General features: G+C 47.8%; 21 protein-coding genes and 1 tRNA gene. 17 read left to right on the top strand and 5 right to left on the bottom strand.

Features of this window, described 5'->3' with window-relative positions; genetic code table 11:
• Positions 1-212: 212 nt before the first annotated feature.
• From EKM89_RS09085 to EKM89_RS09065, 5 genes are all read left to right on the top strand, one after another.
• Positions 213-1214 carry a Gfo/Idh/MocA family protein gene (locus tag EKM89_RS09085; protein WP_125687830.1) on the top strand — a complete coding sequence of 334 codons (1002 nt, stop codon included), beginning with the start codon at positions 213-215 and terminating at the stop codon, positions 1212-1214.
• Positions 1215-1229: 15 nt separating this feature from the next.
• Entirely contained in the window at positions 1230-2588 is a 1359-nt protein-coding gene (locus EKM89_RS09080) for a DEAD/DEAH box helicase (RefSeq protein ID WP_125687828.1), read from the top strand.
• Positions 2589-2639: 51 nt separating this feature from the next.
• Positions 2640-2712: transfer RNA gene (locus tag EKM89_RS09075), tRNA-Arg, on the top strand.
• A 307-nt stretch (positions 2713-3019) separates the two neighbouring features.
• The gene (locus EKM89_RS09070; RefSeq protein ID WP_125687826.1) at positions 3020-3472 is read left to right on the top strand and encodes a universal stress protein; all 453 of its coding nucleotides are present in this window, start codon (positions 3020-3022) and stop codon (positions 3470-3472) included.
• Positions 3473-3631: 159 nt separating this feature from the next.
• Complete coding sequence (locus EKM89_RS09065; protein WP_125687824.1) at positions 3632-4987, top strand: gluconate:H+ symporter; 1356 nt, start codon at positions 3632-3634, stop codon at positions 4985-4987.
• Positions 4988-5113: 126 nt separating this feature from the next.
• Here the strand turns inward: EKM89_RS09065 and EKM89_RS09060 are convergent, their stop codons facing one another.
• A complete protein-coding gene (locus EKM89_RS09060; RefSeq protein ID WP_125687822.1) occupies positions 5114-6055 on the bottom strand; it encodes a glycosyltransferase family 2 protein in 942 nt (313 codons plus the stop codon).
• A gap of 689 nt (positions 6056-6744) precedes the next feature.
• On the opposite strand from EKM89_RS09060, the gene wecB reads away from it, so the two are divergent.
• The 3 genes from wecB to EKM89_RS09045 are packed head-to-tail and all read left to right on the top strand — an operon-like array spanning position 6745 to position 9643.
• Entirely contained in the window at positions 6745-7875 is a 1131-nt protein-coding gene (wecB, locus tag EKM89_RS09055) for a non-hydrolyzing UDP-N-acetylglucosamine 2-epimerase (RefSeq protein WP_125687820.1), read from the top strand.
• A complete protein-coding gene (locus EKM89_RS09050) occupies positions 7868-8725 on the top strand; it encodes a nuclease-related domain-containing protein (protein WP_125687818.1) in 858 nt (285 codons plus the stop codon). The genes wecB and EKM89_RS09050 overlap by 8 nt, the downstream gene beginning before the upstream one ends.
• A gap of 21 nt (positions 8726-8746) precedes the next feature.
• A complete protein-coding gene (locus tag EKM89_RS09045; protein ID WP_125687816.1) occupies positions 8747-9643 on the top strand; it encodes a YihY/virulence factor BrkB family protein in 897 nt (298 codons plus the stop codon).
• A gap of 117 nt (positions 9644-9760) precedes the next feature.
• Here EKM89_RS09045 and EKM89_RS09040 read toward each other — a convergent pair whose 3' ends face one another.
• Positions 9761-10225: a flavodoxin gene (locus EKM89_RS09040; protein WP_125687814.1), complete on the bottom strand. Its 465-nt coding sequence runs from the start codon at positions 10223-10225 to the stop codon at positions 9761-9763.
• A 415-nt stretch (positions 10226-10640) separates the two neighbouring features.
• On the opposite strand from EKM89_RS09040, the gene recX reads away from it, so the two are divergent.
• Positions 10641-11438 (top strand): recombination regulator RecX, encoded by a 798-nt coding sequence (gene recX, locus EKM89_RS09035; protein ID WP_125687813.1) that lies wholly within the window; start codon positions 10641-10643, stop codon positions 11436-11438.
• 28 nt (positions 11439-11466) lie between these two features.
• A complete protein-coding gene (locus EKM89_RS09030; RefSeq protein WP_125687811.1) occupies positions 11467-12645 on the top strand; it encodes a serine hydrolase domain-containing protein in 1179 nt (392 codons plus the stop codon).
• A 99-nt stretch (positions 12646-12744) separates the two neighbouring features.
• On the opposite strand, the gene EKM89_RS09025 is transcribed toward EKM89_RS09030, so the two are convergent.
• A complete protein-coding gene (locus EKM89_RS09025) occupies positions 12745-12990 on the bottom strand; it encodes a YdeI/OmpD-associated family protein (protein ID WP_125687809.1) in 246 nt (81 codons plus the stop codon).
• Between the two features lie 545 nt (positions 12991-13535).
• Here EKM89_RS09025 and ntdP point away from each other — a divergent pair.
• The 5 genes from ntdP (at position 13536) to EKM89_RS09000 (ending at position 19103) form a co-directional block, all read left to right on the top strand.
• A complete protein-coding gene (ntdP, locus tag EKM89_RS09020; RefSeq protein ID WP_125687807.1) occupies positions 13536-14093 on the top strand; it encodes a nucleoside tri-diphosphate phosphatase in 558 nt (185 codons plus the stop codon).
• 335 nt (positions 14094-14428) lie between these two features.
• Entirely contained in the window at positions 14429-15571 is a 1143-nt protein-coding gene (locus tag EKM89_RS09015) for an AI-2E family transporter (protein WP_125687805.1), read from the top strand.
• A 124-nt stretch (positions 15572-15695) separates the two neighbouring features.
• On the top strand, positions 15696-16112 hold the full coding sequence (gene tagD, locus EKM89_RS09010) for a glycerol-3-phosphate cytidylyltransferase (protein WP_048735721.1): 417 nt from the start codon (positions 15696-15698) through the stop codon (positions 16110-16112).
• Positions 16113-16176: 64 nt separating this feature from the next.
• Positions 16177-17064: a hypothetical protein gene (locus tag EKM89_RS09005; protein WP_125687803.1), complete on the top strand. Its 888-nt coding sequence runs from the start codon at positions 16177-16179 to the stop codon at positions 17062-17064.
• A 14-nt stretch (positions 17065-17078) separates the two neighbouring features.
• A complete protein-coding gene (locus tag EKM89_RS09000) occupies positions 17079-19103 on the top strand; it encodes a CDP-glycerol glycerophosphotransferase family protein (RefSeq protein WP_125687801.1) in 2025 nt (674 codons plus the stop codon).
• A gap of 133 nt (positions 19104-19236) precedes the next feature.
• Here the strand turns inward: EKM89_RS09000 and EKM89_RS08995 are convergent, their stop codons facing one another.
• A complete protein-coding gene (locus EKM89_RS08995; RefSeq protein ID WP_125687799.1) occupies positions 19237-19797 on the bottom strand; it encodes a hypothetical protein in 561 nt (186 codons plus the stop codon).
• Between the two features lie 278 nt (positions 19798-20075).
• Between EKM89_RS08995 and EKM89_RS08990 the strand changes: the two genes are divergently transcribed.
• The gene (locus tag EKM89_RS08990; RefSeq protein ID WP_125687797.1) at positions 20076-21653 is read left to right on the top strand and encodes a peptide chain release factor 3; all 1578 of its coding nucleotides are present in this window, start codon (positions 20076-20078) and stop codon (positions 21651-21653) included.
• Between the two features lie 486 nt (positions 21654-22139).
• Complete coding sequence (locus EKM89_RS08985) at positions 22140-24266, top strand: lectin-like domain-containing protein (protein ID WP_125687795.1); 2127 nt, start codon at positions 22140-22142, stop codon at positions 24264-24266.
• A gap of 823 nt (positions 24267-25089) precedes the next feature.
• Here EKM89_RS08985 and EKM89_RS08980 read toward each other — a convergent pair.
• Entirely contained in the window at positions 25090-26448 is a 1359-nt protein-coding gene (locus tag EKM89_RS08980) for an FAD-dependent oxidoreductase (RefSeq protein ID WP_125687793.1), read from the bottom strand.
• Positions 26449-26514 lie beyond the last annotated feature (66 nt).

Here is a 26514-nt window from a genome sequence, read left to right as displayed (position 1 = left end):
ATATTGGGACGAAATTAGGGAATTTAGATCAATCATTGACTTATCAGTCACCAGATATAAGCTGGAACGGGGTGCCCCCAATTCGAGGCCTCGAAAATGTCGAGTCGCCAAGCTTGTTTTTCTATGTAAGCTCGTTGGGAAACCCCGCACTGATCAATGGATGAACTTAAGAAACGTTTATTAAAACAATAATCAATTCTGGAGGGATTATGATGATTCGAATTGGAACGGTAGGAACTAACTGGATTACACAACAATTAGTTGAGGCGTTGGCTTTATCTCAGCAGTTCACGCTAGCGGGCATCTATTCGCGCCACCCGGAGACAGCGGCAGCATTTGCTACCAAGAATCATGCGGAAACTGGCTACACAGATTACAATGAGATGTTGACGCAGGCCAACCTAGACGTCGTGTACATTGCCTCACCAAATAGTCTGCATTTTAACCAAGCCATGGCTGCAATTGCTGAAGATATTTCGGTCATCGTTGAAAAGCCAGCATTCAGCAATCAACGTGAAATGATCGCCTTTAAGGCGGCATTGGCAAAGCATCCAGGTGTGAGATTCTTTGAAGCGGCACGGCACGTGCACACGCCAAATTTCAAGGCAATTGAAACGGCGTTATCAGGATTACCGACCATTCAGGGAGCCAATTTTACCTACATGAAGTATTCTTCACGCTATGACAAGGTTTTAGCGGGCGAGCGGCCAAATATCTTTACTCGAGAATTTTCTGCGGGTGCCTTACAGGATGTTGGGGTTTACCCTATCTACGTGGCGGTGGCCTTGTTTGGTCAGCCAAGTCATGTCGAGCTTTTCCCCACGCTAGTTGAGACTGGTGCGGACGGTAAGGGTATTGCAGTTCTCCGGTACGGCGACTTCGATGTGACCGTCAGCTTTGGGAAGACCAGTAATGCGTACGGCCTTTCTGAAATCTACGGTTTGAAAGAAACCATCACCATTGATAGCGCTGGTGAACTGACGCACGTCGAACAACGTGCTGCGGATGGGCAGGCAAAGGATTTGAGTCAAGGCGACTTGGCCAACCCAATGCTACCAGAGGTCATGGACTTTGCACGGGTCTTAAAGGCCCCAACTGAGCCGCAAAACGCGCGCGACTATCAACGCTGGTTACAGTGGAGTTTGACTGTCAATCAGGTACTTTACAGCTTGCGTGTCTCAGCTAACCTGAGCTTTCCAGCCGATGCGCACTAACAGAAAGGAAACTGTATGTTAAAACAATTTGAAGCTCATTTTAAAGATTTGGGCTACACGGAACAAACGGCCATTCAAGCCGCAGTTTACGAACCAATGGTCGGTGATCACAATGTCTTGGGGTTAGCCCCAACGGGTTCTGGTAAGACCGTAGCGTTTACTTTACCGGCACTAGCGAATCTTTTACCCGGTGATGGGACCCAATTGATCGTATTGGAACCTTCACAGGAATTAGCGATTCAAACTAGCCGAGTCATGCGTGACTGGGCCAAATTATTAGATTTACAGGTGCTTGCCCTAACTGGTGGTGCCAACGTTAAGCGGCAAACGGAGCGGCTGAAAAAGCGGCCAGAAGTCATCGTCGGGACACCCGGTCGGGTCCTAAACCTAGTGAGTGACCGGAAATTGAAGCTCCATTTAGTTTCCTTACTCATCATTGATGAAGCCGACGACTTATTAACGGGTGATACGTTAGACACGGTTCGGTCGATTGCGCAGGCCGCACCGGCGGAAGTGCAGTTGGGCTTCTTCTCAGCCACTGACACGCCAATTTTACACGAACTCGATCAGTGGTTTGGCCAGACTGTGGAACGCATTGACGTTCGGCAACAAGACCAGACGCAGGGAGTCGTTCGTCACGGCCTACTCGAGGTTGGGATGGGCAAACGGAATCAAATGTTAAAGCGGATGTTGGCCATGCCAAATTTCCGGGCGTTGGTCTTCTTCAAGCAGGCGAACACCTTACGACAAACGGCAACGCGTTTTTATCACGAACACATGTCAGCGGCCAGTTTAACCAGCGACCTGCGACAAGTGCAACGGGAAAAGGCGTTACAGGACTTTCGCTTGGGTCGCATTCGGTTGTTATTGACCACCGATGTTGCGGCACGGGGATTGGATATTCCCAAGTTACCAGCCGTGATCAACTATGATTTACCTAGTTCGGTTAACGAATACGTTCACCGGGTCGGCCGGACGGGACGGATGGGTGAGCCGGGTCAGGTTATCAGTTTAGGTGATGACCATGACCTGCGAGACCTGAAGAAAATGTTGAAGGACACGGACTATGAATTAGTTCCCGTCTATTTCAGCGGGCGGACGTTAACGACGGAGCGACCAACGGCACCAGTTAAAGCGCCAGTGGCAACGCAAGCCCCGAGTCAAGAAGGTGTACCGGTAATTTCGAAGAAGGATGACGCAACGGTGCCAGTAGCGATGCAACCGACGGATCAGCCAGCTGCGAAGAAGGCCGCCAAGCCGGTTAAGGACGTTGTCAGCAATCCTAGTAAGAAAAAGAAACATAAAAATCGGCACACTAAAAACAAGGGAATGCGAAAGAAGTGGCGGGACCACGACGAACAGAATCAGAAGTAGTCCTTTACAATTTGAAAGATCCGTGTGAAAATTAGTAGCGGATCTTTTTATGGCCCTATAGCACAACTGGATAGGGCACTCGCCTCCTAAGCGAATGATCCCGGTTCGAGTCCGGGTGGGGCCAATTTTATATGATTTATTCGGTTGAAAAGAGTCTGGGAAACCTCCCAGGCTCTTTTGTTAGTCAATTTTACATGCCCGAAACGTGCGTCAAAAGAGTAGTCGGTGGTGGTCAGGGATGACGTCAACCGTAAAAAAGCCTGAACTTTAGGCGGAAGTGTTCCCACAGCAGGTGTAACCTTTATCAGCTACAGGTCGAAAAGCTTTTAGTCAATCCAACTTTGAAATGTGTCTTTCCAGTATTCAGCTCCCCAATGGAATCGTTTTCCGTTATAATGAAAGTAGTCAAATAAGTGAGGAGGAGTTTCTTAATGGATAACACAGAATCAATGAATCCAAAGAAGTTTACCCGTATCCTAGTTGGGGTGGATGATTCACCTGATGCCCAATTGGCTTTTCGTTATGCGATGAACCGGGCAAAATTTGATGATGCCGACTTGGTCATCTGTTCGATTTTGGAATCGGACAACATGAACATTTATCAGGCGTTGAGTAAGGATTACGTGCATGGACAGCGTGCCGACATGCAGCATCACCTGCAGCAGTACCAAAAGTTGGCCGAACGTTTCGGCATCAATAAGGTTAAGATTATTATTGGTGAGGGGGACCCTGGTGAGACCATTGTTAAAAAGATTATTCCAGAAGTTAAGCCAGACTTATTAGTCGTTGGGTCACTGTCACAATCAGGTGTTCGTAAATATTTTGGGAGCCAGGCGGCCTACATGGCAAAATATTCTCCAATTTCCGTAATGATTGTCCGTTAGCGGTTTCACAACGATTTGACGAACTTATATGAAAATAATGTTCAATTGGCCACTTGCAAGTTGAAAATATTTTTCATACAATGGTTCTTATGCGAGTTGCTAGTTTTGCTACGGCAGGCAAGATTAGTTAGAATCAGCATAAGAAAAGAGAGAATAAGAATGCAGTTCGTGATTTTGTTGTTGGGTATTTTACTATTGCTCTTCTTGATTATCCGAGTGAAGTTAAATACCTTCGTTTCGCTGATTGCTACGTCTATTTTAGTAGCACTTGGTTTAGGCATGAACCCCGCAAACATTGCGGATTCCATCAAAAACGGGATCGGTAGCTCCATGGGCGAACTGATTATCGTCTTTGGCTTTGGAGCGATGATTGGCCGGTTGGTTTCTGACGCCGGTGGATCGTACCGAATTGCCCGGACCTTGATCAGTATCTTTGGGAAGAAACGGTTGCAGGTGGCCATTGTGGTGGCATCCTTCTTAATCGGGATCTCCCTGTTGTTTGAAGTGGGACTGGTTTTGGTGACACCAATCGTGTTCGCGGTTGCTCTGGAAGCCGAAGTACCTTTCCTCTATCTGGGAATCTCAATGGCGGCCGCACTGTCGGCTACACAAGGATTCCTGCCACCCCAACCCTCCCCAACCGCCGTTGCGACCGCTTTGGGCGCTAATGTCGGTGAAATGTTGATGGTCGGGGTTATCGTAGCCATTCCGTGTGTGATCGTTGCTGGTCCAATTTGGACGCGGGTCATTCGTCGGTTTAACCCAGATCTCTTTGTCATTAAGAAGTCCTTACCCGCCTTTGGTGAAGTGAAGGAATTTGACTTAAAGGAAACGCCAGGCTTTGGCTTAGCCGTTTTCACGTCATTATTTCCAGTTGTTTTCATGATCCTGGCAACGATTTATCAAATGGTCGTTAACGGGGGGACTGCGCCGAAAAATCCGCATGGTCTAGATGCCGTGATCACGATGCTGGGGAATCCAGTCATCGCCATGGTCATTGCGTTACTCTTTGCCATTTGGTCCATGGGTTTCCATCGTGGTCGGAGTATGAAGGAAATCAGTGCGACGTTGGAAGATGCCATCAAGTCGATTGCGATGCTGTTAATGGTCATCGCTGGGGGCTCTGCATTTAAGCAGGTCTTGATCGATGGTGGGGTTGGTAAAGCGGTGCAAGAGATGATGATGCATTCCAAGTTCTCACCAATTCTGTTGGCTTGGTTGATCACCGTTATTCTGCGGATCTCATTGGGGTCGGCTACGGTTTCTGGGATGACGGCTTCCGGACTGATTACGCCGTTGATGCATACGTTAGGTGCTGACCCCGTTATGATTGCTTTAGCAATTGGTGCGGGTTCCTTAGCTGCTTCTCACGTGAACGATGCTGGTTTCTGGATGTTCTCCGAGTACTTTGACCTGAGCGTCAAGCAAACGTTCCAAGTTTGGACGACGCTGGAAACGGTTATCTCGGTAGTAGGTCTGCTCATGGTCTTATTAATGAACATGATTATCCACTAATTTAGATGTTTTATTGAAATCATTAGATATTATTACGCACTAAGATTAATTTGGTGCCTAAAAATAGAGCGCTGTGTCCGTTCTCCGATTGGGAGAAGGTGCACGGCGCTCTTTATTTGGTGAGCCTTATTTTTCTTCACGGATGATAAACTTCGGTCGATGCTTGGTTTCGAGGTAGATCTTATTGATATACTGGCCGAGAATTCCCAGGCAAAAAAGCTGGATACCGCCAATCAAAAGCAAGATGACCACCAGAGACGGCCAGCCGGCAACGGCACCACCTACTGTCAGCGCCCGTACGAAGACAAAGATCATGCCAATCAATGACAGAACAAATGAAATGCCGCCGACCCAAGTTGCTAGCCGCAATGGCGCACTTGAAAAGTCGATAATGCCTTCAATCGAATACGAGAATAACTGACGCAGGTTCCAATGCGTCTTGCCAGCCGCTCGGGGCTGACTCTCATAGGTGAGGTAGGTCGTCTTGAAGCCGACCCAACTGAAGATTCCCTTAGAGAAACGGTTGAACTCTGGCAGAGACAGCACCGTGTTGACAAACTGACGCGTCATTAGCCGGTAGTCGCGGGCATTAGGCTCGATGCGGACATCGGATAGCCAGTTGATGACCCGATAAAAACTGGATGACAGAAACGCCCGAATGCGGCTTTGACCGCGGCGTTCCTTTTGAATTGTGCCCACACAGTCATAACCGTCCTGTTCAATCAAGGTGAACATTTTTGGTAAGAGCTCAGGTGGATCTTGTAAATCGACGTCCATGACTGCCACCACGTCCCCAGTCGTGGCTTGCAAGCCGGCAGCGAGCGCCGATTCCTTCCCAAAGTTTCTGGAGAAGGACCGATAATGGACCGTCTCCGAAAACTGTTGATGTAAGGCTTTCATTTCTTCAAGGGTGCGGTCATCAGAGCCGTCATCCACGAAGATATACTCCGGTGTTACCGTCGGGGTAGGGGTGTTCATAGAATCGATCACCTTGCTAACGGTTCGGTAAAACAGTGGAATTGATTCCTCCTCGTTATAGCAAGGAACGACCAGACTAATTTTTTTCATCACAGACATTCCTTTCACAACGGTACTATCTTACCGCATTTTTTGGGAGCTGGCTATTAAGTTCCCCCTATGGTCTGGATGGGATTAACGGTGCGAACACAGTTTGAATCCGTGAAAATACCGAGTCTCCAAGCTTGGTTTTCTACTGAACCAGCAGGGAAAGTTACCCATCAACTAAGCATAACGACGCGCCTGAGGCCATAGTTGCCGACCTCTCGGCTTACATGGGCATATAGATTATGTCTGTAGAAACATTATCGGTTTATACATAAACCGGATTAACTACATGGAATTCAGTGCTTGAAATTGACGGGCACAATCGGAATCGGAGCACGGCCATGGCCATTAATTTCGTAGTGGCAATCTTCACTAGCACAAGAGTCATGTGGACAATTTGGCTTTTAACCACTGGCTTGGTTTGCTTCTATGGATATCCTGGTGACCGTAGGAAAATAGAATTAAGTATACTTGAAATTTAGCATAACCCTCAGAAATGATAACGGGTAAAGTACCCGCCACAATTAGTTAAGGAGGTGGCCTTAGCATGCCACCAGCTATTGTTGGGGACAACTATTTAAGAACGGAAAAGCAAGCGGGGTTATTTTAGGGGATGGATCGGATAGCGTAACACTCGGCGGCGGTATCTGCTATAATTGACCTTAATTAGCATCATCATTGGAGGGAAAATTGTGACGAAACCAATTAAAGTCATGACCATTTTCGGAACACGGCCCGAGGCAATTAAGATGGCCCCGATTATTTTAGCGATGCAACAACGACCGAGTGAATTTACACCGATTACGGTTGTGACGGCGCAGCACCGCGAAATGTTAGACCAAGTGTTGGAAATTTTCCATATTACACCCGATTATGATTTGAATATTATGAAACCTAAACAGACGTTGAGTGAAATTACCACGCGGGTCTTAACGCATTTAGATAGCGTGTTGACTGAGGCCCATCCCGATATTATTTTGGTCCATGGGGATACGACCACGACCTTTGCCGCTAGTGTCAGTGCCTTTTACCACCAAACGCTGCTAGGTCACGTGGAGGCTGGTTTACGGACCTGGGATAAGTACTCGCCCTATCCAGAGGAAATGAACCGACAATTGACGGACATTTTAAGTGATCTATACTTTGCCCCCACGGAATTATCGCGTGCCAACCTGTTGAAGCAGGCACATCCAGACGAGCAGATCTATGTGACGGGAAATACAGCAATCGATGCCTTGAAGCAAACGGTCGATGCAAACTATCATCATGCGGTCTTGGACCAAGTGAAAGCGGGACACCGTTTGATTCTGCTGACCATGCACCGACGCGAGAATCAAGGGGCACCAATGCATGCCGTGTTACACGCTGTGCGGCAAGTGGTAGAGGCTCATCCCGACGTGGAAGTTATTTATCCCGTACACTTGAGTCCGGCTGTCCAGAGCGTAGCCCACGAGGAGCTGGATGGTATGGATCGTATTCACTTGATCGACCCACTGGATGTGGTTGATTTTCATAACCTGTCAGCCCGGAGTTACTTTATCATGACCGACTCCGGTGGTGTGCAGGAAGAAGCCCCGTCATTAAACAAACCAGTCTTGGTTTTACGGGACACCACGGAACGGCCTGAGGGGGTCGACAATGGCACCCTAAAGTTAGTTGGGACCGACCCAAAGCAAGTTACAGCGGCTATGGAAAGTTTACTGACTGATCAGGTAGCCTATGATAAAATGGCGCAAGCCAAGAACCCATATGGTGACGGGCACGCGGCGGAATATATTTTGGATGCGATTCAGAAGACAATTGGAGGCAATGCTAATGGCTGAGACGGCGTATGACCGGGCCGAAATTAAGACCACTGAACAATTATCAGAAATTATGCGAGATATTCATTTGGACGCACAGAAAAAGAACGAACGGTTTGACTATCAGATTCTTCGAAATGTTCACTTTGCCAATAAGGTAAAGAATCCCGTTACCCAGGAGATGAACGATGGGGATTCTTGGCGGGTGATGCAGATCGACAATTTGTTGGTCACCTCATTTGGCGTCATCAACGTGGAAAGCAAGTATTGGCGGGGAATGATCTTCCATGATCTATCGGAAGAGATGTTCTCGTCTAGCTTGGATGATTTTTCTGCGGTGAATTTATCCTCACGAGAGAAGGAGAAGGAAACGTCACAGATGCTCACGAATCGACTGGACCGCTTCTTCCTACCGAATTTATCCGAAGAAAATGAATCTTTAACGCAGGGATACACGATGAGCTTGGAGCAGGAGGGCCGTGGGCAACGGACGATTACCATGCACACAGGGATCAGTAATCCTGCAACCCAGGCCGAGTTATCGTCGAAGCTGTTAGTGCGCTACATTAACAGTGAAATTACGATGCACAAGCAGTTGGAAAATAAAAATGATCGAATCATCGACTTTGTGAAGCCATTGGTTTACTATAATTATTACGACCGTTACGACCATAGCAACTCGTTGGTAGTTGGGAATAAGACGAAATTGAACGCCAGTGACGCTTACAACTGCACGGCGGTTGCCAATTATGAAGACCTAAAGACCTTCATTGAGGCCTTTCGTCAGGCCAAACGGGTCCGCTTCAGCCGAAAAACACTCGAAAAAATGATTGGCACGTTAAAGTTCGCGGAGGACTACGGGTCATTTTAATATGAAAGGAGCCAGATGATCGTGACTAGTCAGTGGCGCAAACGCTTTGCCCCCATCGTGCGGGTGATTCAAACCATCGCTAAGCACTTTCAAATGGCGAATGTTTCTGACTCAGCCGTCGTCTTGGCCTACTATGTCTTGATGTCGCTGTTTCCGGCGTTACTGGTCTTGGCCAGTCTGCTCCCATTTCTACACATTGATACGACGTCCGTCCTCAATAGCATTGAACCAATTGTGCCTGAGAGCATTTTTACCATGTTGAAGCCGATTATCCACTCGTTTTTGAACAATAAGAGTGGGAGTGTCTTGTCCATCGGGGTAATCGTCTCCCTGTGGTCCTCATCACGGGCCGTTGCGGCGTTCCAACGGACGGTCAACGGCGCGTATGGTGTTTCCAAGCAAAATGCTCTTGTTAGTCGTGTGGTGGCATTCTTCTGGATGGTCGCACTGATTGTGTTGCTCTTCGCCCTCATGCTGTTCTTTAGTTTTGGGCAGATTGTTTTGGAACAGTTGACACCATTGCTGCATCTATCAACGCGACTGATTTCTTACGTCAATGCCATCAAATGGCCAGTGACATTTCTGGTCACGTTCTTTGTCTTGATGATTCTGTTTTACTTCGTGCCCAGTGCTAAAATTAAATGGCGCTACGTCTGGCCTGGGGCGTTAACGGCAACGTTGGGTTGGCTGTTCTTATCGCAAGCCTTCTCACTGTACGTGAAGTATTTCGTCCATAACATTGACAGTTATAAGACCATTGGAACTTTTATCGTGTTAATGTTCTGGCTGTATTTTACCGGGATGATCCTGATGTTTGGTGCCGTATTGAACGCAGCTATTCAGGAACTCTGGGAGGGGGACATTGCGGAGCAGTCTGCAATCCCACAATTACTCAAGTATCGAATTAAGAAAAAATAGGCGAACATTTTAGGCTACAGTCTTTAGCTAACGCATTAAAAAACGCACGCAGTCAACTTTGACTGCGTGCGTTGGTGACTCCAGGTAATTTCAATCCTTATTGGTTTAAACGGTTGCTTACTTTTCAGACGATTGTTTTTGAAACGTGGTGACCAGGCCCTGAGCAAATTGATCGAGTTGGTCAATTGCTTCTTGATCGGGTTCCAAATTGATTTTCACGTTGGTCGCGCCACGGGTGGCACCAGTCATTTGGAAGACGTGGTCAAAGTGGTCGACGGTGGTGTTATAGTATTCCCCGTAGAAGGTATCACCGGATCCCGCAACGCCGTAAACTTTACCGGCTAAGTCGAGTTCCTGTAGGTCTTCGTAAAAGTCCATCCCTTCATCGGGGAGGGACCCTTCGTCATAGGTGTACGCGCAAACAACGCAGATGTCGGCGCTTTCAAATTCCGCTGCATCGGTTTGCGAGATCTCCGTTTCGGTGACCTGACAACCCAGATCCTCTAATTTTTCCGTGACAATATCTGCCACATCTTCATTGTTGCCCGTAATTGTGGCAAATACTACGTGTGCCGTTGCCAATTTGACCACTCCCTTGTCAGTATGCCGTTAATTATAGCAGGTTGACCGCTTGGTGGCTAGGCGCCGTGACGACCACACACGATGTGGCTAGGGAAAAGATGATGGCTTAACTAATTACCCGTTAAGTTCAGCATCGCATCTAGAGAACTGGTAAAATAGTTGCGAAGCTTGATTGAAAGCTAGAAACGGTTTTCGTGTAAAATGCTTGCACTGTGGCTGCCAGAAGATGTGACCGTTTTGGAGAGCGCTCCGGACTAAGGAACGACCTGTCAACTAATCGTGTTGGCACAGCTAGCTACAGCTCAGGTCGCCGCTGACTTAGCGTTAGCTAGTCAGGTGAATGAGTATAAGATTGTCAGTATGGTTGATGTTCCATTCAATTTCCATTAAAAAATAACGTAAAGGATGTGACTGCATGGCTGAAATTACCATGATTGAAGCACAAAAGCGCAGTGGCCGGTTTAATATTTACGTTGACGGGCACTATGCTTTTCCAGTCAGTGAGAGCGTGCTGGTCGACTTCCGGCTCTTTAAGGGCATGGAGGTCGATAAAGACCTCGAAAGCCAATTAGCGACTGCTGATGATGTTTCTAAGGCTTATAATCGGGCACTAGATTATTTATCCAACCAGCTACGAACGGAAAAAGAAGTTCGTGATAAATTGGGAACGTTGGAGATTCCACCCGAAACGATTGATCAGACACTCGAGAAGTTGCGAGAAATGTCGCTAGTAGACGATAGTCAGTATGCAGGTAGCTATGTGCGAACTATGATGGCGACCAGTGATAAGGGACCACGCGTGATTCGACAGAACTTGCGCCAAAAGGGTGTGGGTGAGCAAGTCATCGACGACGCGCTAAAGCAATACACGCCAGCAGAACGCATGACCGTGGGGACGGCCATTGCGGAGAAACTAGCTAGACGTTATCACCGTCAGGCTTTTGGCACACAACAGCAGAAAATTCGTCAGGGACTGATGACGCGTGGATTTAACAGTGATGAAGCTGGTGCCATGTTGGCAGCATTAGAATTGACGCCAGACGTTGATGAGCAACAGGACCTGTTGGCTAAGCAGGGTGAAAAAATGTGGCACCGTTATCGCGCGTTGGCTGCATCGGAACGGGCCTACAAAACGAAGCAAGCCTTGTATCGCAAAGGTTTTAAACTCGATGATATTAGTCGTTGGCTGGCCGATTTTGGGGAATCGGATTAAAAATTAAATCAGGTAGGGGGCACCTGTTATGAAAAAAAGAGTATGGGGTACTGTCATTGCAATGGGGATGATTGTGGGCATCGCACTGGGTCTAGCTTGGTGGTTCAACAACCAAACACAGTCACAGGCAGAACAGGAGTCATCATCTAGCAGCAGTTCAGTGGTCAAGCCCAAGCCTAAGCGCGTGGTGACACCGAAGAAAAAGAAGGCGGTCACGCCTAAGTCGACAGCGGCAACGCGAGAGGTCGATGCTATTCTACGGGCTAACCGGTTCGTGGGGACGGCCCTAGTCGTTCACAAGGACAAGGTCATTTATCAAAAGGGCATGGGGTACGCGGATGCGGCGTTGCAAAAGAGAAACGGTGTGAACAGCGTCTATCAACTGGCCTCGGTTCAAAAATCTTTTACTGCTGGTTTGATTATGAAGTTGGCAGCCGAACAGAAGTTGTCTTTGGGAGACACGTTGGCGCAGTACTACCCGCAGATTACTGGGGCAAAGGACATCACGTTACGTGATATGCTGGATATGAAGAGTGGGCTCACGCTAGAGGCCTTTCCGAACAAGCTGAATTCTGAGAATGGCATGTTGAAATTTATCCTGAAGAACGTCATTAGTCGACCGAGTCAAATTGGTAAGTGGGATTACTCGCCGGTCAACTTCATGCTGTTGGCGGGAATCATCCAGCAAGTGACAGGGGAGAGTTACCGTCAGTATTTCACGGAAAATATTATCCAACCGTGGGGGCTGAAACACACGGGCTTTGTCTTCAAAATGGCGCATAGTAAGACTTACTCGCAAGGCTATCAAAATAACAACGACAATAACGTGGCAGCAGACTATACGAGTCGGTATCCAGAGTCACGGGCGTCCATGTATTATCAGTTTGGGACTGGTCAAGTCTACATGTCAGCGCATGACCTCTACGTTGGGGAGCGCAATATGTTATTAGGAAAGTTGTATCCACAAAGTGATGTCAACGTGCTGCTGACACCTGGGTCCTCGTCCATGTATGGTGGTGGTGCGTACGTTTACCCGAACTACATCCGCGTTCACGGATTGGCGTACGGTTATGAGGCTACGGCCATGTTGACTAAGAATGGTCAGGATGGGGTTATCCTGTTGACCAACTATTACCGACCCAACCAATTGGCCCAAACCGCGGCCGTCCAGATTTGGAATCTGTTGATAGCTGGGGAATTGAAATAAAGAGCGTGTGTCCAAAGACACTTAACTCAAATTAAAAACACGTGATCCAGTCACTCCCCAATGAGAGTTGATTGGATCACGTGTTTTTTAGGGCTTCGATTACTTATTAGGTCGACTGCCGTAAGCCCGTTTAGACTTGTAACCAGCTGCTAGGATCTGCCGCATGTCGACGATATGGCGTTGCTTGGTGTCTTCAGCCTTAGCACCGAATATGTAGCGGGCCCACTCCCGTTGATAGCCCACGGTCAAATCGTTAAAGAAGGCCAGCAACGTAGCATCATCAGCCAGCAGCTCGGCCACTTGGGGAATCATTGGTTCAAAGGTACTTAAAGGAGTTTGTGTCATAATTTATTCACCTCATTAGTTAATCTATTGCGTAAATATTGAAAAAATCCGAACTTCCTGTCAGGCTTAGCGGTAGTAGGATTAGACGAACAAGAGGATTGAAAGTTTCCACCCCCTTGTTATCCCTGCTGTAACGGCAATATTGAGGCTGAAGTTAGTTAGGTGGCTTAGTCCAGCCAACGCCTTAACAGCCGACAAATAGGGGCTGGAACCAGGGCAAACATAACTTGAAGCTGCGAGAATGCCAAGTCTACGGGGTGGGTTTTCTACTAAGTCAGTGGAAAGAGTCCTCACTGACAAGTCAGGGCGTTTCCGGTTTTAACGCGCAGTGTTGGCCGCCTTCAATCAAAAGCAAAGCCCGGCCCCTTTTAGCAAGCCGGGTCATACGAAGCAAGGATACAACCTATACTTTACCTTAAGTTTTGTTACAGACCTAGTACTTTGTTGAGGAATCGGTCTGAACCTATTCATTAATAGCGCCTAATCTGGTATAATATTGAGTGAATTTTTATAGTTACCCGTTACTTAGAAAGTAGGGTTTATACATGACGCGCGAAGCTAGAGGACCTAAGGAAGGCGACTTCATTACGATCAAAAGCTACAAGCACGACGGAAGTTTGCATCGAACTTGGCGCGACACTATGGTACTCAAAACAAGCGAAAACGCCCTCATCGGCGTCAATGACCACACATTGGTCACCGAAGACGATGGACGGCGGTGGGTGACTCGTGAGCCCGCAATCGTTTATTTTCATAAGCATTATTGGTTCAACATTGTTGCGATGATTCGAGACAATGGGGTCAGCTATTACTGTAATCTGGCTTCTCCCTATGTTTTGGATAAGGAAGCACTCAAGTATATTGATTATGATCTCGACGTGAAGGTCTTTCCGGATGGTGAAAAACGCCTGCTCGACGTTGACGAATATGAAGATTTCAGTCAACGGTGGCACTATGGCCCAGAAACCGACCGGATATTGAAGGCCAACGTGTTAACCCTCGTCGATTGGATTAACCATAAAAAGGGTCCCTTTTCTCAAGCCTATGTTGACCTCTGGTATCAACGGTATCAGGAGTTACTGCGGCGCTCGAATGATCAGTAAGAGTTGTCTTCCGCACCACCAGGAGCAAGTCCATTCGTGGCTGGCTCCTTTTTTTAAAATCATATGGGGGAGTAAATGACCGTATATGAAATGATGACATGCGGCTTCAGGCTGTATTCGTCCCGTTTCCAGCCCCTGTCTGCTGGCCGGTAAGGCGATGATTGGCCAATGTTGCCTAATTTTAGTCTTAGTATTGTTGCCACATCAATCATAAACTCAATTTTTAGCTGACAACCAAACAAGCCAGGTGCGGACTTATTTGGTTGTTAGGATTAATGTCAATCGCCGCTTAGTGTACGCTTAAAACGTTGCAAGCAAAGAAGGGGGAAGTGCCGATGAAATGGGTTGCCAATTCGCGCGTCATGTTCTGGTCACTGGAACTGTTGATTGTTGCTGGCTTGATTTGGGTTTGTACGCAAATTAGTTTCTTATTTTCACCGATTGGGGTGTTTCTTTCTACGATTTTTGCGCCACTGTTACTCTCAGGAGTCTTGTTCTATCTGTTGAACCCCATCGTGAAGTTACTAGAGAAGGTTCGTTGGAAAAAGTTTCACATCAACCGGACGGCGGCCGTGGCCATCGTCTTTCTCTTGTTGATCGTTCTCCTGGTTGCTGGTGGCATGTGGCTCGTGCCGCGGTTGATAACGCAGGTCTCTAACTTGATCGGTAACATTCCGGACTTCGCTAAGTCTAGTGAAGCCGTATTAGCCAAGCTGATTAACCATCCAATCTTTAAGGATATTGATTTTTCCAAGTACCTAACCCAGATTCAGAGTGCCTTTTCCAAGTATGCCGAGAGCTTCATGAGCGGTTTGACTAGTGGAATCGGCACCGTCATTGGTACTGTGACGACGGTAACCGTAACGGCTGTGACCGTTCCCGTGATGTTATTCTACATGTTAAAGGATGGCGAACGATTCATGCCGGCCGTTCGCCGGTGGTTGCCCGAGAAACATGGCGCCCAGACAGCGGAACTGTTGAGCCGAATGAACAGCACGATTGCACGTTACGTGGGTGGTCAGATTCTCGAATGCCTGTTTGTGGGGACGTTTACGGCGGTCGGCTACATGGTGATCGGTGAGAAATACGCACTGTTACTCGGCGTCTTTGCCGGTCTGTGCAACCTAATTCCTTACGTTGGCCCTTACATTGGGATTCTGCCCGCAATGATCGTGGCCTTTACCATCAGTACGAACATGGTTATCTATGTGATCATCGTGGTCGTTGTCGTTCAACAGATTGATGGCAACTTGGTTTATCCAAACATCATTGGCAAGAGCTTACAGATTCATCCCCTGACCATCATTATTATTTTGTTGGCGGCCGGAAATATTGCCGGACTATTGGGGATGATCTTAGCGGTACCGTTGTATGCTGTGGTTAAGACGGTGGTGCAGTACTTGTACAGCATTTGGCAGTTGGAACATCCAGATAAACCAACCCCCAAATTGGACTCAAATTTATCAAGAAAAGACTAACGTTTGCGGTTTGAAGTTGACGTGACCGCTGAATATGCTACTATTTAGATTGTTATTGGATTTTTTAGCGCCCCTGACTGGAAGACGGTGGGGGAAATTAACCAGATAAAGTAGGAGATTCTACATGAAAAAAGTAATTACGTACGGGACGTTTGACCTGTTACATAAAGGTCACATCCGGTTATTAAAGCGGGCTAAGGCCTTGGGTGACGATTTGACGGTTTGTGTTTCCTCCGACGAATTCAACGCCGAAAAGGGAAAGCGGGCTTACACGTCTTACGAAGATCGAAAGTACATTTTGGAAGCCATTAAATATGTGGATCACGTGATTCCCGAAACGACTTGGGACCAAAAGATTCGTGACGTCCAAGAAAACGACATCGATATCTTTGTGATGGGTGATGACTGGAAGGGCAAGTTTGACTTCTTGAAGGATTACTGTGAAGTTATTTACTTACCACGGACTGAAGGTATTTCCACGACCAAAATCAAGCACGACCTCGGCCTGTCAGAAGAAGACGACTGGAAGGAAGAAGAGTAGTGTTGGCAATGATCCTTAGTCGCAGACTAGGGATTTTTTTTAGAGCGGAGACGGAGGCAAACGCATGCAGCAACAGATTATTTTCTTAGTGACGTCCTTAGACGGGATGCACAAGCCCAATTTTTCGACCCAATTGATTAAAGCTTTACGGCAAGGCCATCGCGTGAGCGTGTTGGTTGCTATGGTGAACTTTGAAGCGGTGTGGACGGTGCGTGAGTACCTTAATCGGCTTGCTGAGAAGGAGGACCGCGTGGCAAACTTAAACCTCGTTACGTTGGCGGATCTCTTTGAAGAGGAATCCGGGTTGGCACTGACTGAAGATGAACGCCATGCTGTTGATCTAACGCAGTTTGATGAGCGCTTATTCGCTGACAACCAAGAGCAGGTCAAACGTTATTTAGATGCCGGCCACCTGGTGGCTGAACTACGGCAATTAGACGATGAAACGCCTATGGTTTTGCGTCAGTATCATAGTGACCAATTGGCCCAGGTCGATACCTATGGGTTGAATGGCCAGGTCGTTAGCGTGGCAAAGATTCAGGGTGAAGTCGCCCAGACCAGTTATCTCTTGAATAAAAAAGGGGAAGCCGTCTTGCGTTTTGTCCGTCACGAACGGCCGATTGAACAAGTCTTGAACCTAAGCACCTCATCGGCCATGATTGCGACGAAATTTGCCGACGCCAAGCTGAGTGCTGAGGCCGCTAATATGACCAAACGAGAACTCACCAAGGCTGAAGCAGCTGCAGTTGATCACACGCAAATCGTGACAACGACAGAAACTTACTATGGTGTGCTGGCGTATTCCAACTACCGCCGTTTCGATGACGTGTATGCCTTCTATCAGGCCGTCATTGGTCGGTTGTTGACCCCTGACACACGTCTTTACGTGGATTTGGCGGTCAATGCCGTCTTTTCACCACAAATGCCGAACCAGCTGATTTTTAACTACTAAGGAGTTTTTCCATCGTGCGTGCGATTTTATCTGGATTACATCATAAAAAGAATTTACAAGAACTCGAACTCGAATTGATCGACGTGCCGGAACCGTTTGACGATTTAGCGGTCACCTTCCTGGAAAAACAGACGAAGGCGTCATTGACGGTCCCGATTAGCAAGGTCGTCAGCTCAGAGGTTGTCCGGTTACGTATTAATGCCGCCGACCTGCAGTTTGCTGCGGAAGGCCAGAGCGAGTTTAGCTGGGAACTTTACTTAAATATTCAGCAACAGACTACCCGGGGCCTCATTCAGGTTGAAAGTGAATACTTGAGTGATCGGCACCAGTTCACGTTGACTAGTTACTATCAGTTAAACAGCGATGCGAATGGCATGGCGCTTTTCAATATGCATACGCAACAGGCTGAAGACGAGTTCTCAATCAATGCAATTAACTTGCAGGACGACCAATTACAGATCATTGGGCCAAGTCACATTAATAATCAGCCCATCACTAATCAACGACTGGTTTTGAAAAATGTCACGGAAGATAGTTCTGCGGAGTGGCCCATCACTAAAATGAGCCTCCACGGCTTGTTCACGGCGGCGATTCCACTATCCGATTTGGCGGCCAATACGACGCAGCAACTCTTCATTCGCTCAACCGTTGCGGATGAGGAACTCGAACAGCGCGTGGTCTTGTCGAAATCATTGGCTGGTCAAGTAACACAAGCCGTTACTGGCAATCACCGGCTGATTTTAATTGAAAAACGGTTCGACAACGGAATCCGAGTTCAAGAAATGGCAGCGCCAACCTTACCACAACGCTTAGCTGGTGTTCCGGCCAAGTTGGGAAGTGCATCTAAGCTGGTTAGCTTGCTGATGGATAAGATCAACCTGGTCTACATGCGGCGGCTATTTAAGCGCGGGCACCGGCCATTTGAACAGCCAACGCTGATTTTTGAAAGTTTTGGTGGGCGGCAAGTCAGTGATTCTCCGTATGCGATTTACCAGTTGTTTACGCAACTCTACCCCGGGTTTACTTTTATTTGGTCGATCGACCGGTCACAGAAGAGATTCTGTAAGGAAAACGGAATTCCGTTTGTTGTGCGTCGAACGGCTAAGTGGGTTCGGACGTTGGAAAAGGCTAGTTTCTGGATCAGTAATGCGCGGTTCCCTGCTTGGGTTCGCAAGCCAAATTACGTGACTTATATTCAGACTTGGCACGGGACACCGCTGAAGAAGCTGGGTCTGGACATTGAAAATGTCTCCATGCCTGGAACGACGACGGTCAAGTATCACGCCAACTTCGTCAAGGAAGCCAATCGCTGGGATGCGTTGGTTTCGCCTAACGATTACTCCACACGGATCTTCCGGTCGGCCTTTGGCTTTAACAATCAGATTCTGAAGGTTGGTTACCCCCGGAACGACGAACTGCTCAATAGTACGCCGGACGACATTGTGACCTTGAAGCAGCAATTGGGAATTCCGTTGGACAAGAAGGTCGTTTTGTACGCGCCGACTTATCGGGATAATCAGTTTGCCGAGAAGGGAAAGTATACCTTCGAACTGCCATTCTCACTGGATGAATTCCGAGAAAAATTCGGTCAGGATGCCGTGCTGGTCTTACGGATGCATTACTTGATCTCCAATGCGTTGGATATCAGTGGGTATGAAGGGGTCGTCTTTGACTTCTCCAACCATCCCAATATTTCGGATCTGTACCTGATCAGTGACATGCTGATTACGGACTATTCCTCCGTCTTCTTCGACTTTGCCTACCTCAAGCGGCCAATTCTGTTCTATCCGTACGATTACCACATGTACAAGGACGAACTGCGGGGTTTCTACCTCGACTACGAGAAGGACTTACCAGGCGAGATTGCGCATAACGAGCAGCAACTGTTAGAACAAATTGGCGAAAAGCTACAGACACCAGATATGAGCGACAACCAGAAGTTCATGGACTTCTATCGACGTTTTTGTGCGATCGACGATGGGCTGAGTTCTTTGAAAATCGTGAACTATGTGGTTCAACAGATTGAGAAGAATGGGTAGCATAAAATTATGGCACTATGGTTGGTCATACCTGGCCACCGTTAAGGCGTAAGAAATCTCAAAATTCAAGAAGCAGCTACTAATCAAAAACAGGTTTTGCCGTCGTCCCGTACTGGGAAACGGCAAAACCTGTTTATTTTGTAAGGCTGTAAGTGGTGACTTGGTGGTAGGCGTGTTGACTCACACGCTGAGCCGTTGCCGGTTGGCGGATAATGCCCGCAAAGTAACCGGTTAAGATTAGTCGATAGTTGCGGCGAACTAACTTTAAATCGGGTTGCTTTTGCGTGGTCAGTTCGTGTTGTGCCACCTGGGCGCGCTTGACCGCTATCTTGGATTGGTTCAGATGCTTGATCAGGTAAGTCACGTTCTTACTGGCCTTCTTGGACTGCGTGCTGACCGGCTGATTGGCTGTGCGACTGCTAGCCAGTGAGGCCCGCATGTTAGTGGTCAGACTGGTGGCCTCATAATACTGGTTCTTCTTCACGCGGACATGATCGTAAGTTTTAAACACCAAAACGTTCAGGAGAATTGCAATAATGACCAGTCCCGCACCACACAGGACGACGGTCATCGCGGGGCGCATCGATTGGTGGTGGCGCTTCATGACCACCAGACTAAGCAGACCACCAATTACAATTAGCGCTCCTAGACCGAACACAATTTCAATTAAAATGGCTTCAGTAGACGCCGACATAGTTTCACCCGTTTCCAAATCATCGGGTAGCCATAATGAGTCACCCGATTTAAAGTTCTATTTTATTATCATACCACGAAATGCCCCGGGTGCGAACAAACCGTGAATTGTCGACGTAGATGTGTTAAAATTTAATCGCTATGAAAAAAAGACGAAATAAATTGTAACTAAGAACAGAAACCGCTATGAGCGCTAGGATATGTTAAAATCTAAAGGTTACGTTTAAAAACGATAGAGACTGTTACTTAAACTAAAAATGAAATTTGTGAGGAAACCATATGAGTGAAAAAAATTTAGCTGACGCCGTTTCTAAGCGTCGAACGTTTGCCATCATCTCTCACCCCGATGCCGGGAAGACGACGATCACCGAACAGCTCCTGTTATTTGGGGGTGTTGTGCGTGAGGCCGGGACGGTTAAGGCGCGGAAGAGCGGCAACTTCGCCAAGTCCGACTGGATGGAAATCGAACAAAAGCGGGGAATATCCGTGACGAGTTCCGTGATGCAGTTCAATTATCAGGGCAAGCGGATCAACATTTTGGATACGCCAGGCCATGAGGATTTCTCTGAAGATACGTACCGGACATTGATGGCGGTTGACTCCGCCGTCATGGTCATTGACTCCGCTAAGGGGATCGAACCTCAGACCAAGAAGCTGTTCCAAATCTGTAAGATGCGGGGCATTCCTATCTTTACGTTCATGAACAAGTTAGACCGAGATGGCCGTGATCCAATGGACCTCATCGCTGAACTGGAAGATGTCTTGGGCATTGAAGGCTACCCGATGAACTGGCCAATTGGGATGGGCAAGGAATTGAAGGGTCTCTACGACCGTTACCACCAACGTGTGGCTCTATTCCGGCCCGAAGATGAGGATCACCGTTACTTGCCATTGAATGACGATGGGGACTTAGTTGAGCCCAACGCCATTCAAGACGACGATTGGTATCGGGATGCACGTGACAACATGGAGTTGATCGGTGAAGCCGGCAACCAATTTGACGAAGCAAAAATTGCCAGCGGAGATCAAACCCCAGTGTTTTTCGGTTCAGCCTTGGCCAACTTTGGGGTACAAACGTTCCTTGAAACGTATCTCCAATATGCGCCAGAACCTGCTAGTCATCATACCGAAGAAGATATTGATGTGGCGCCAACTGATCCAGAATTCTCTGGTTTCGTTTTCAAAATTCAAGCCAACATGAACCCGAATCACCGTGACCGAATTGCCTTTGTGCGAATCTGTTCCGGCGAATTTGATCGGGGAATGGACGTTATTCAGGAGCGAACGGGCAAAAAGCTTCGGCTCTCAAACGTGACGGAATTCATGGCCGATACACGGGAAACGGTGGAAACTGCCGTTGCCGGAGATATCATCGGTTTGTACGATACTGGTAATTTCCAAATTGGGGATGCGATTTACACGGGTAAGTCCAAAATCAAGTTTGAAAAATTACCGCAATTTACGCCGGAACTCTTCGTACGGGTCGCGGCTAAAAACGTCATGAAGCAGAAGTCCTTCCACAAGGGAATCAATCAGCTGGTGCAAGAAGGGGCCGTACAACTGTACACGTCCTACTCGACCGGGGACTACATTCTTGGTGCTGTGGGTCAACTACAGTTCGAAGTCTTCCAATTCCGGATGCAAAACGAATACAATTCTGAAGTGATCATGGAACCGATGGGCAAGAAGACCGCGCGGTGGATCGATCCAGATCAGTTGGATGAACGCATGTCGTCGTCTCGAAATCTCTTGGTCAAAGACAGCCATGGCGAACCACTATTCCTATTTGAAAACCGATTTGCAGAACGCTGGTTCCAGGACAAGTATCCTGACGTTACGCTAACGTCGAAGCTATAAGCTTAAACTGAAGGTTGAAAATTCTACGATATCACTTATGACTGTTGTAATAACGAGACTGAGCCTAAAATTAGGTAATGCCGGTCAATCATCGCCTTGCTGGTTGGCAGTTATGGGCTGGAACGGGGCAAACACAACTGTAAGCTGCGAGAGTTGAGTCTTCAAGCTTAATTTTCTACTAAGCCAGTGGGAAAGTTACCGTCCTGGTAGCCGAGGTGCGGCAATTGTCATAAGAGTAAAGTGAACATTTTGATTTTCAACTTTTGTTTTTAATCTGCAGGCTTAAATTCAATTCAAAAAGGTCTCAACCCGATCGAATGACTTGGGTGAGGCCTTTTTTCGGTCAAATTTCGAATCGCTCCCGTTATTTTTTGCCTAATTATCATGTGATAGATTAAAGCATGATACGCTAATGCTGAAAAAGAGTTCTAGTCAACGTGATTAAGGGCCAATATTATTTTTGGGGCAGGAGAGGAGCGGATATCGATGAAATTGAAGGTATGGTTGGGACTATTAGTGAGTTTGGGTGTACTGAATATAGAGGCGGTCGGCCGCGCCGATGCGGACTACGACCAGGCGTTGAAAACCGCACCACAGGGGATTTCCTTGGCACAGATCTTTACGCCGGGAACCACCGCTAATAATTCTGCCACCGTGGTTACAACGACGAATCCAAACATTACGGGGACACAGGTAGCACGGATCAATAATGGCAAAAAACAATTTGGTGCGCTCTGGTCGACGAATGAGAACACGTTTGATCTCAATCAAGACCAGGCAGCCTCTATGTGGCTTTACTTCGGGAATGCCGGGAAGAAAGCGGCGGATGGCATGGCCTTTGTGTTGCAAAATGATGACCGTAAGCTTGCGGCCACGCCGACCTTTGGCAAGACGGTTTCCGGTGAAACGCTCGGCGTCTGGGGTGTCGATACCGATAAGCGGCAGACGACACCGACTAAAGTTGCGGAGTCGGCCATTCAGAATAGTTGGGCGCTGGAGTTTGATACGCATCTGAATACGTCGACAAGCTATGGCAATGCGGGCGACGCCGATTCATTTGATGTGGGGCTGAATGGTCCGCACCTAGCAACCAATTACCCAGGTGAAGCAAGCACTTACGAAATGGTGCGAGCGGTCACTTATTTCCCGATTTATAGCTCAGGCTACTACGCCACACAACGACATGAGGGCGTCATCAGTGGAGGAAATACATTCTTGGCAAACGGGACGTGGCACCATTTATCACTTGATTGGGATGCCGGCGCACAGAAAATGACGTATTTGTTTGACGATAAGGACGCTGCTACTGGTGTCGAGCTACCAGGAAATCAAGCAACGGTTGATGTGGATGTAACGAAAATCGATCCGCAGAAGACTGGGCAGGTTCGTTGGGGGTTTACGGGGGCCACCGGTGACAGCTATGAGAACAATTTAGTCGTGATGGAAGAGGTTCCCGGGTTGGTGGATGTCACCGCGCAGACTAAGCTGACCAATCAACGTACGGGTGAGGTCGTGACTGACGGCGACAACTTAAAGGGACGTGATCCTTTTCAACTGGATTATCAGCTCAGTTATGTGGCCGGAAAACAGGATTGGCAGGACGTGACCGCGCAACTAAATCTACCAGAACAACTGGACTATCAGGAGGCGTGGGTGACTTATGCCGATGGTAGTCGTCAGACGATCGACCTGCGAGAATTGGTAGACAATCAGCTCGATGTGGCGTTAAACCAGGGGTTGTCAAAGGAAAATTCGACGGCGACCATTTCTCTCATGGGAGAAACGGCAGATGTAAAATCGCCGGTGATGGTATCCGCAAGTGGGAGTACGTTTAGCGCCGTTAACGGTGTAGTCACTGCAGATACGATAGCTTTTACGATAAACCCAACGTTGGCGTTGCACTTGCTGTCTTTGTCGGGAAGCGGCACGACGGTTAAACCAAATGAAAGCGCTACGATGAAAGGGTTAGTCGTCGTTCCAGACGGTGTTGATTTAGACAACAGCGACATTCAAATTCAACCGCAACTAAATGGAACGGTATTACCCGAATTTACGATTCCAGATGATGGCGATAATAACAGCGGGCAGTTTACGGTGCAGATTCCAGCAGAGAAATTACAGGCGGGCGAAAATAGCTTGACTGTCACGGCGCGTGATCCGTATGGCAATGTCTCTAATCAGGTGAAATTTATAATCACGGTGACACGGCAGTTGACTTTCCACACGGTCGCGGAGAAGAGTTCGTTCGCCCCAACAGTCTTAACGGGGACTACGCAACGGATCAAACGGAAGGCGGATTGGCAACTAAAGGTATTAGATACCCGAGAAGCGGGCGCCAAGTGGTCGTTGCAGGTCACTGGGACCCCGTTTGTATCCACTAAGGGTCAGCAACTGACTGGTGGCGTCTATTACCATAATGGCGACGACCGGACACTCATTTCGAGCACGCCGATTGCGATTCATCAGGGTGAGGCGACGGATGAAGATCAACTAACGGATGTGGTGGATACCTGGGCAGATAACACCGGCTTACTACTTGAGGTAGGTGGCGGTACGGTTGCAGGGACGTATGAAGGGACCCTGACCTGGACATTGAATGATGTTCCGGCGTAGGGAAAAGCTTTTCTGTAAAAAATCAGAGCGGGACATAAAGCGGTTAGTTTGCGAGCATTAACGTGATAGCAGAAATTATGCCTGATTCTGACATGATTTTTGTTATTGGGTTAAGCGTAATAAACTGCCTTATGGCACACGTTTCGGCACCATAGTGGCGTAAACTGAAGGTTGAAAGTCCCGAAACACACATTATGACCGTTGTCACAACGATACTGGGTCTAAAATTAGGCAACGCTGTCCAACTATCGCCTTACCGGCCGGCAGATATGGGCTGGATCGGTGCGAACACAGCTTGAAGCCTCGAAAAGACCGAGGCTCCAAGCTTGGTTTTCTACTAAGCCGGCAGGGAACCCACCTGCTGACTAAGTAGAACGACGCGCCTGAGCCCATATCTGCCGACCTCTCGGCTGACGTAGTTGGTTTGAGGCAACGTGGATTATGCCTACAGAAGCGTTATTGTTTTACGTTTAAACCCTAACAACTACCTGGATTCAATGATTGAAATTGACGAGCACAATCAAAGCCGGAGTGCGGCTGTTTTCACTAATCTAGCCGTGATAATCCCTACTGTCGCAAGAGTAACGCAAACATTTTGGCTTTCAATCTTTAAGCGTAAATAAAAAGTTGCTCCTTTCAGAATCGTTAGACTCTGAAAGAAGCAACTTTTTGAGTTATGTCCCAGCCACATTTTTAAGTTGGTTTGAATGAGATTGAAAATTGAAGGTTACAAAGCACCTAGTATGACTGTTATAGTAACGATACCGTGACAAAAGTTAGGCATCCTAATCTCGCCATCGCCTTAGCGGTTGGCAGATAGGGACTAAGCTTTAACACCAGTTAAACTGTCAGCCTTAGCTTGTGCAGCTTGAGCTAAAATATTGAGATAGTTGAATGGCCGGTCGAAGTTAGGCTGGAATAGCATGTCGACCATAGCTAAATCGTCAATCGTGTTTTCGTTTTGGATGCAAACGGAAAGGGTGTTGGCGGATTGGGACACGTCGTATTTGCTCATCAATGCGCCTCCTAAAATCCGCCGGGTGGTTGGATCAAAGACCAGTGACATCAGGACGGGTTCCGTGGTTGGCATGAACTCTGGCCGGTAGTTGTCCTTGACGATAACTTGTTCGGCGTTGATGCCTTGTTGCTGAGCGGCAGCCAGGGTCAATCCGGTCGAGACAATGGTCCTGCCGTACAGGGCTAAGCCAGAAGAGGATTGTGTACCCATGTACTTAGTGGTTGGTTTAACCAAGTTTTTGCCCACTAGAATACCTTGCCGAACGGCGTTGGTTGCCAACGGAATGTAGGCGTTTTTGTGCGTTGGGTTATAGTGAACGGCGGCACTGTCACCAGCTGCAAAGATGTCGGGGTTGGATGACCGCATGTAATCATCCGTAATGATAGCGCCGTTCTTGGCCATATCGACTTTGCCCTTGAGTAGTGCCGTGTTTGGCCGGAAGCCAATGCACAGAATGGCAAGGTCAGTTTCGTAGTGTCCCTTGTCGGTCGTAATCGTTAAGGCGTCACCACTTTGGTCAAAACTTTGAACGGTTTCACCCATGGCCAATTTGACACCGTTATCACGGTAGTCTTGTTCAATCACATCCGTGAATTCGGCATCAAAGTATTTTGGCATGACCCGATCCATAGCATCGATCAACGTCACGTCGTGGCCAGTTGTAGAGTAGGCTTCGGCCAGTTCAGCGCCGATATAGCCAGCGCCAATGACTGTGATACGCTTGGCACCCTTGGCTTCTTCAATCAGCGTTTGGGCGTGATTCCAGTTTTTGCAGAGCTTGACCTTATCGCCATCGATACCAGGAATCTTGGGGATGATGGGCCAAGAACCAGAAGTCATGACGAGTTTATCGTAGGATTTCGTTACTTGTTCATGAGTAGACAAGTCCGCAACCGTGACCGTCTTTTGGTCAGGGTCGACTGCCAAGACGTTGTGCCCCATTTGAACGTCGGCGCCAAGACGCTTTAATTCCTCAGGACTGGAGTAGAAGAGACCTTGGGGGTCAGCAACTTTGCCACCGAGATAAAGGGCGATCCCACAAGATAGGAACGAGATATTATCATTCTTTTCATAGACGGTGACCTCGGCGTCTGGATGTTCTGCTAAGATTTGTTTAATGGCAAAGGTCCCTGCGTGTGTACAACCAACAACTGTAACTTTCATGGTGTAGCCTCCCAAAACAAGTTTTTAACACATGCTGATGTTTTCACAAATATGAACATGTGAAAA

This window comes from Levilactobacillus fujinensis (genome assembly GCF_003946335.1).
GTDB lineage: Bacteria > Bacillota > Bacilli > Lactobacillales > Lactobacillaceae > Levilactobacillus > Levilactobacillus fujinensis.
The sequence above is the reverse complement of the archived record's forward strand: the minus strand, read 5'-3'. Positions and strand labels throughout refer to the sequence as shown.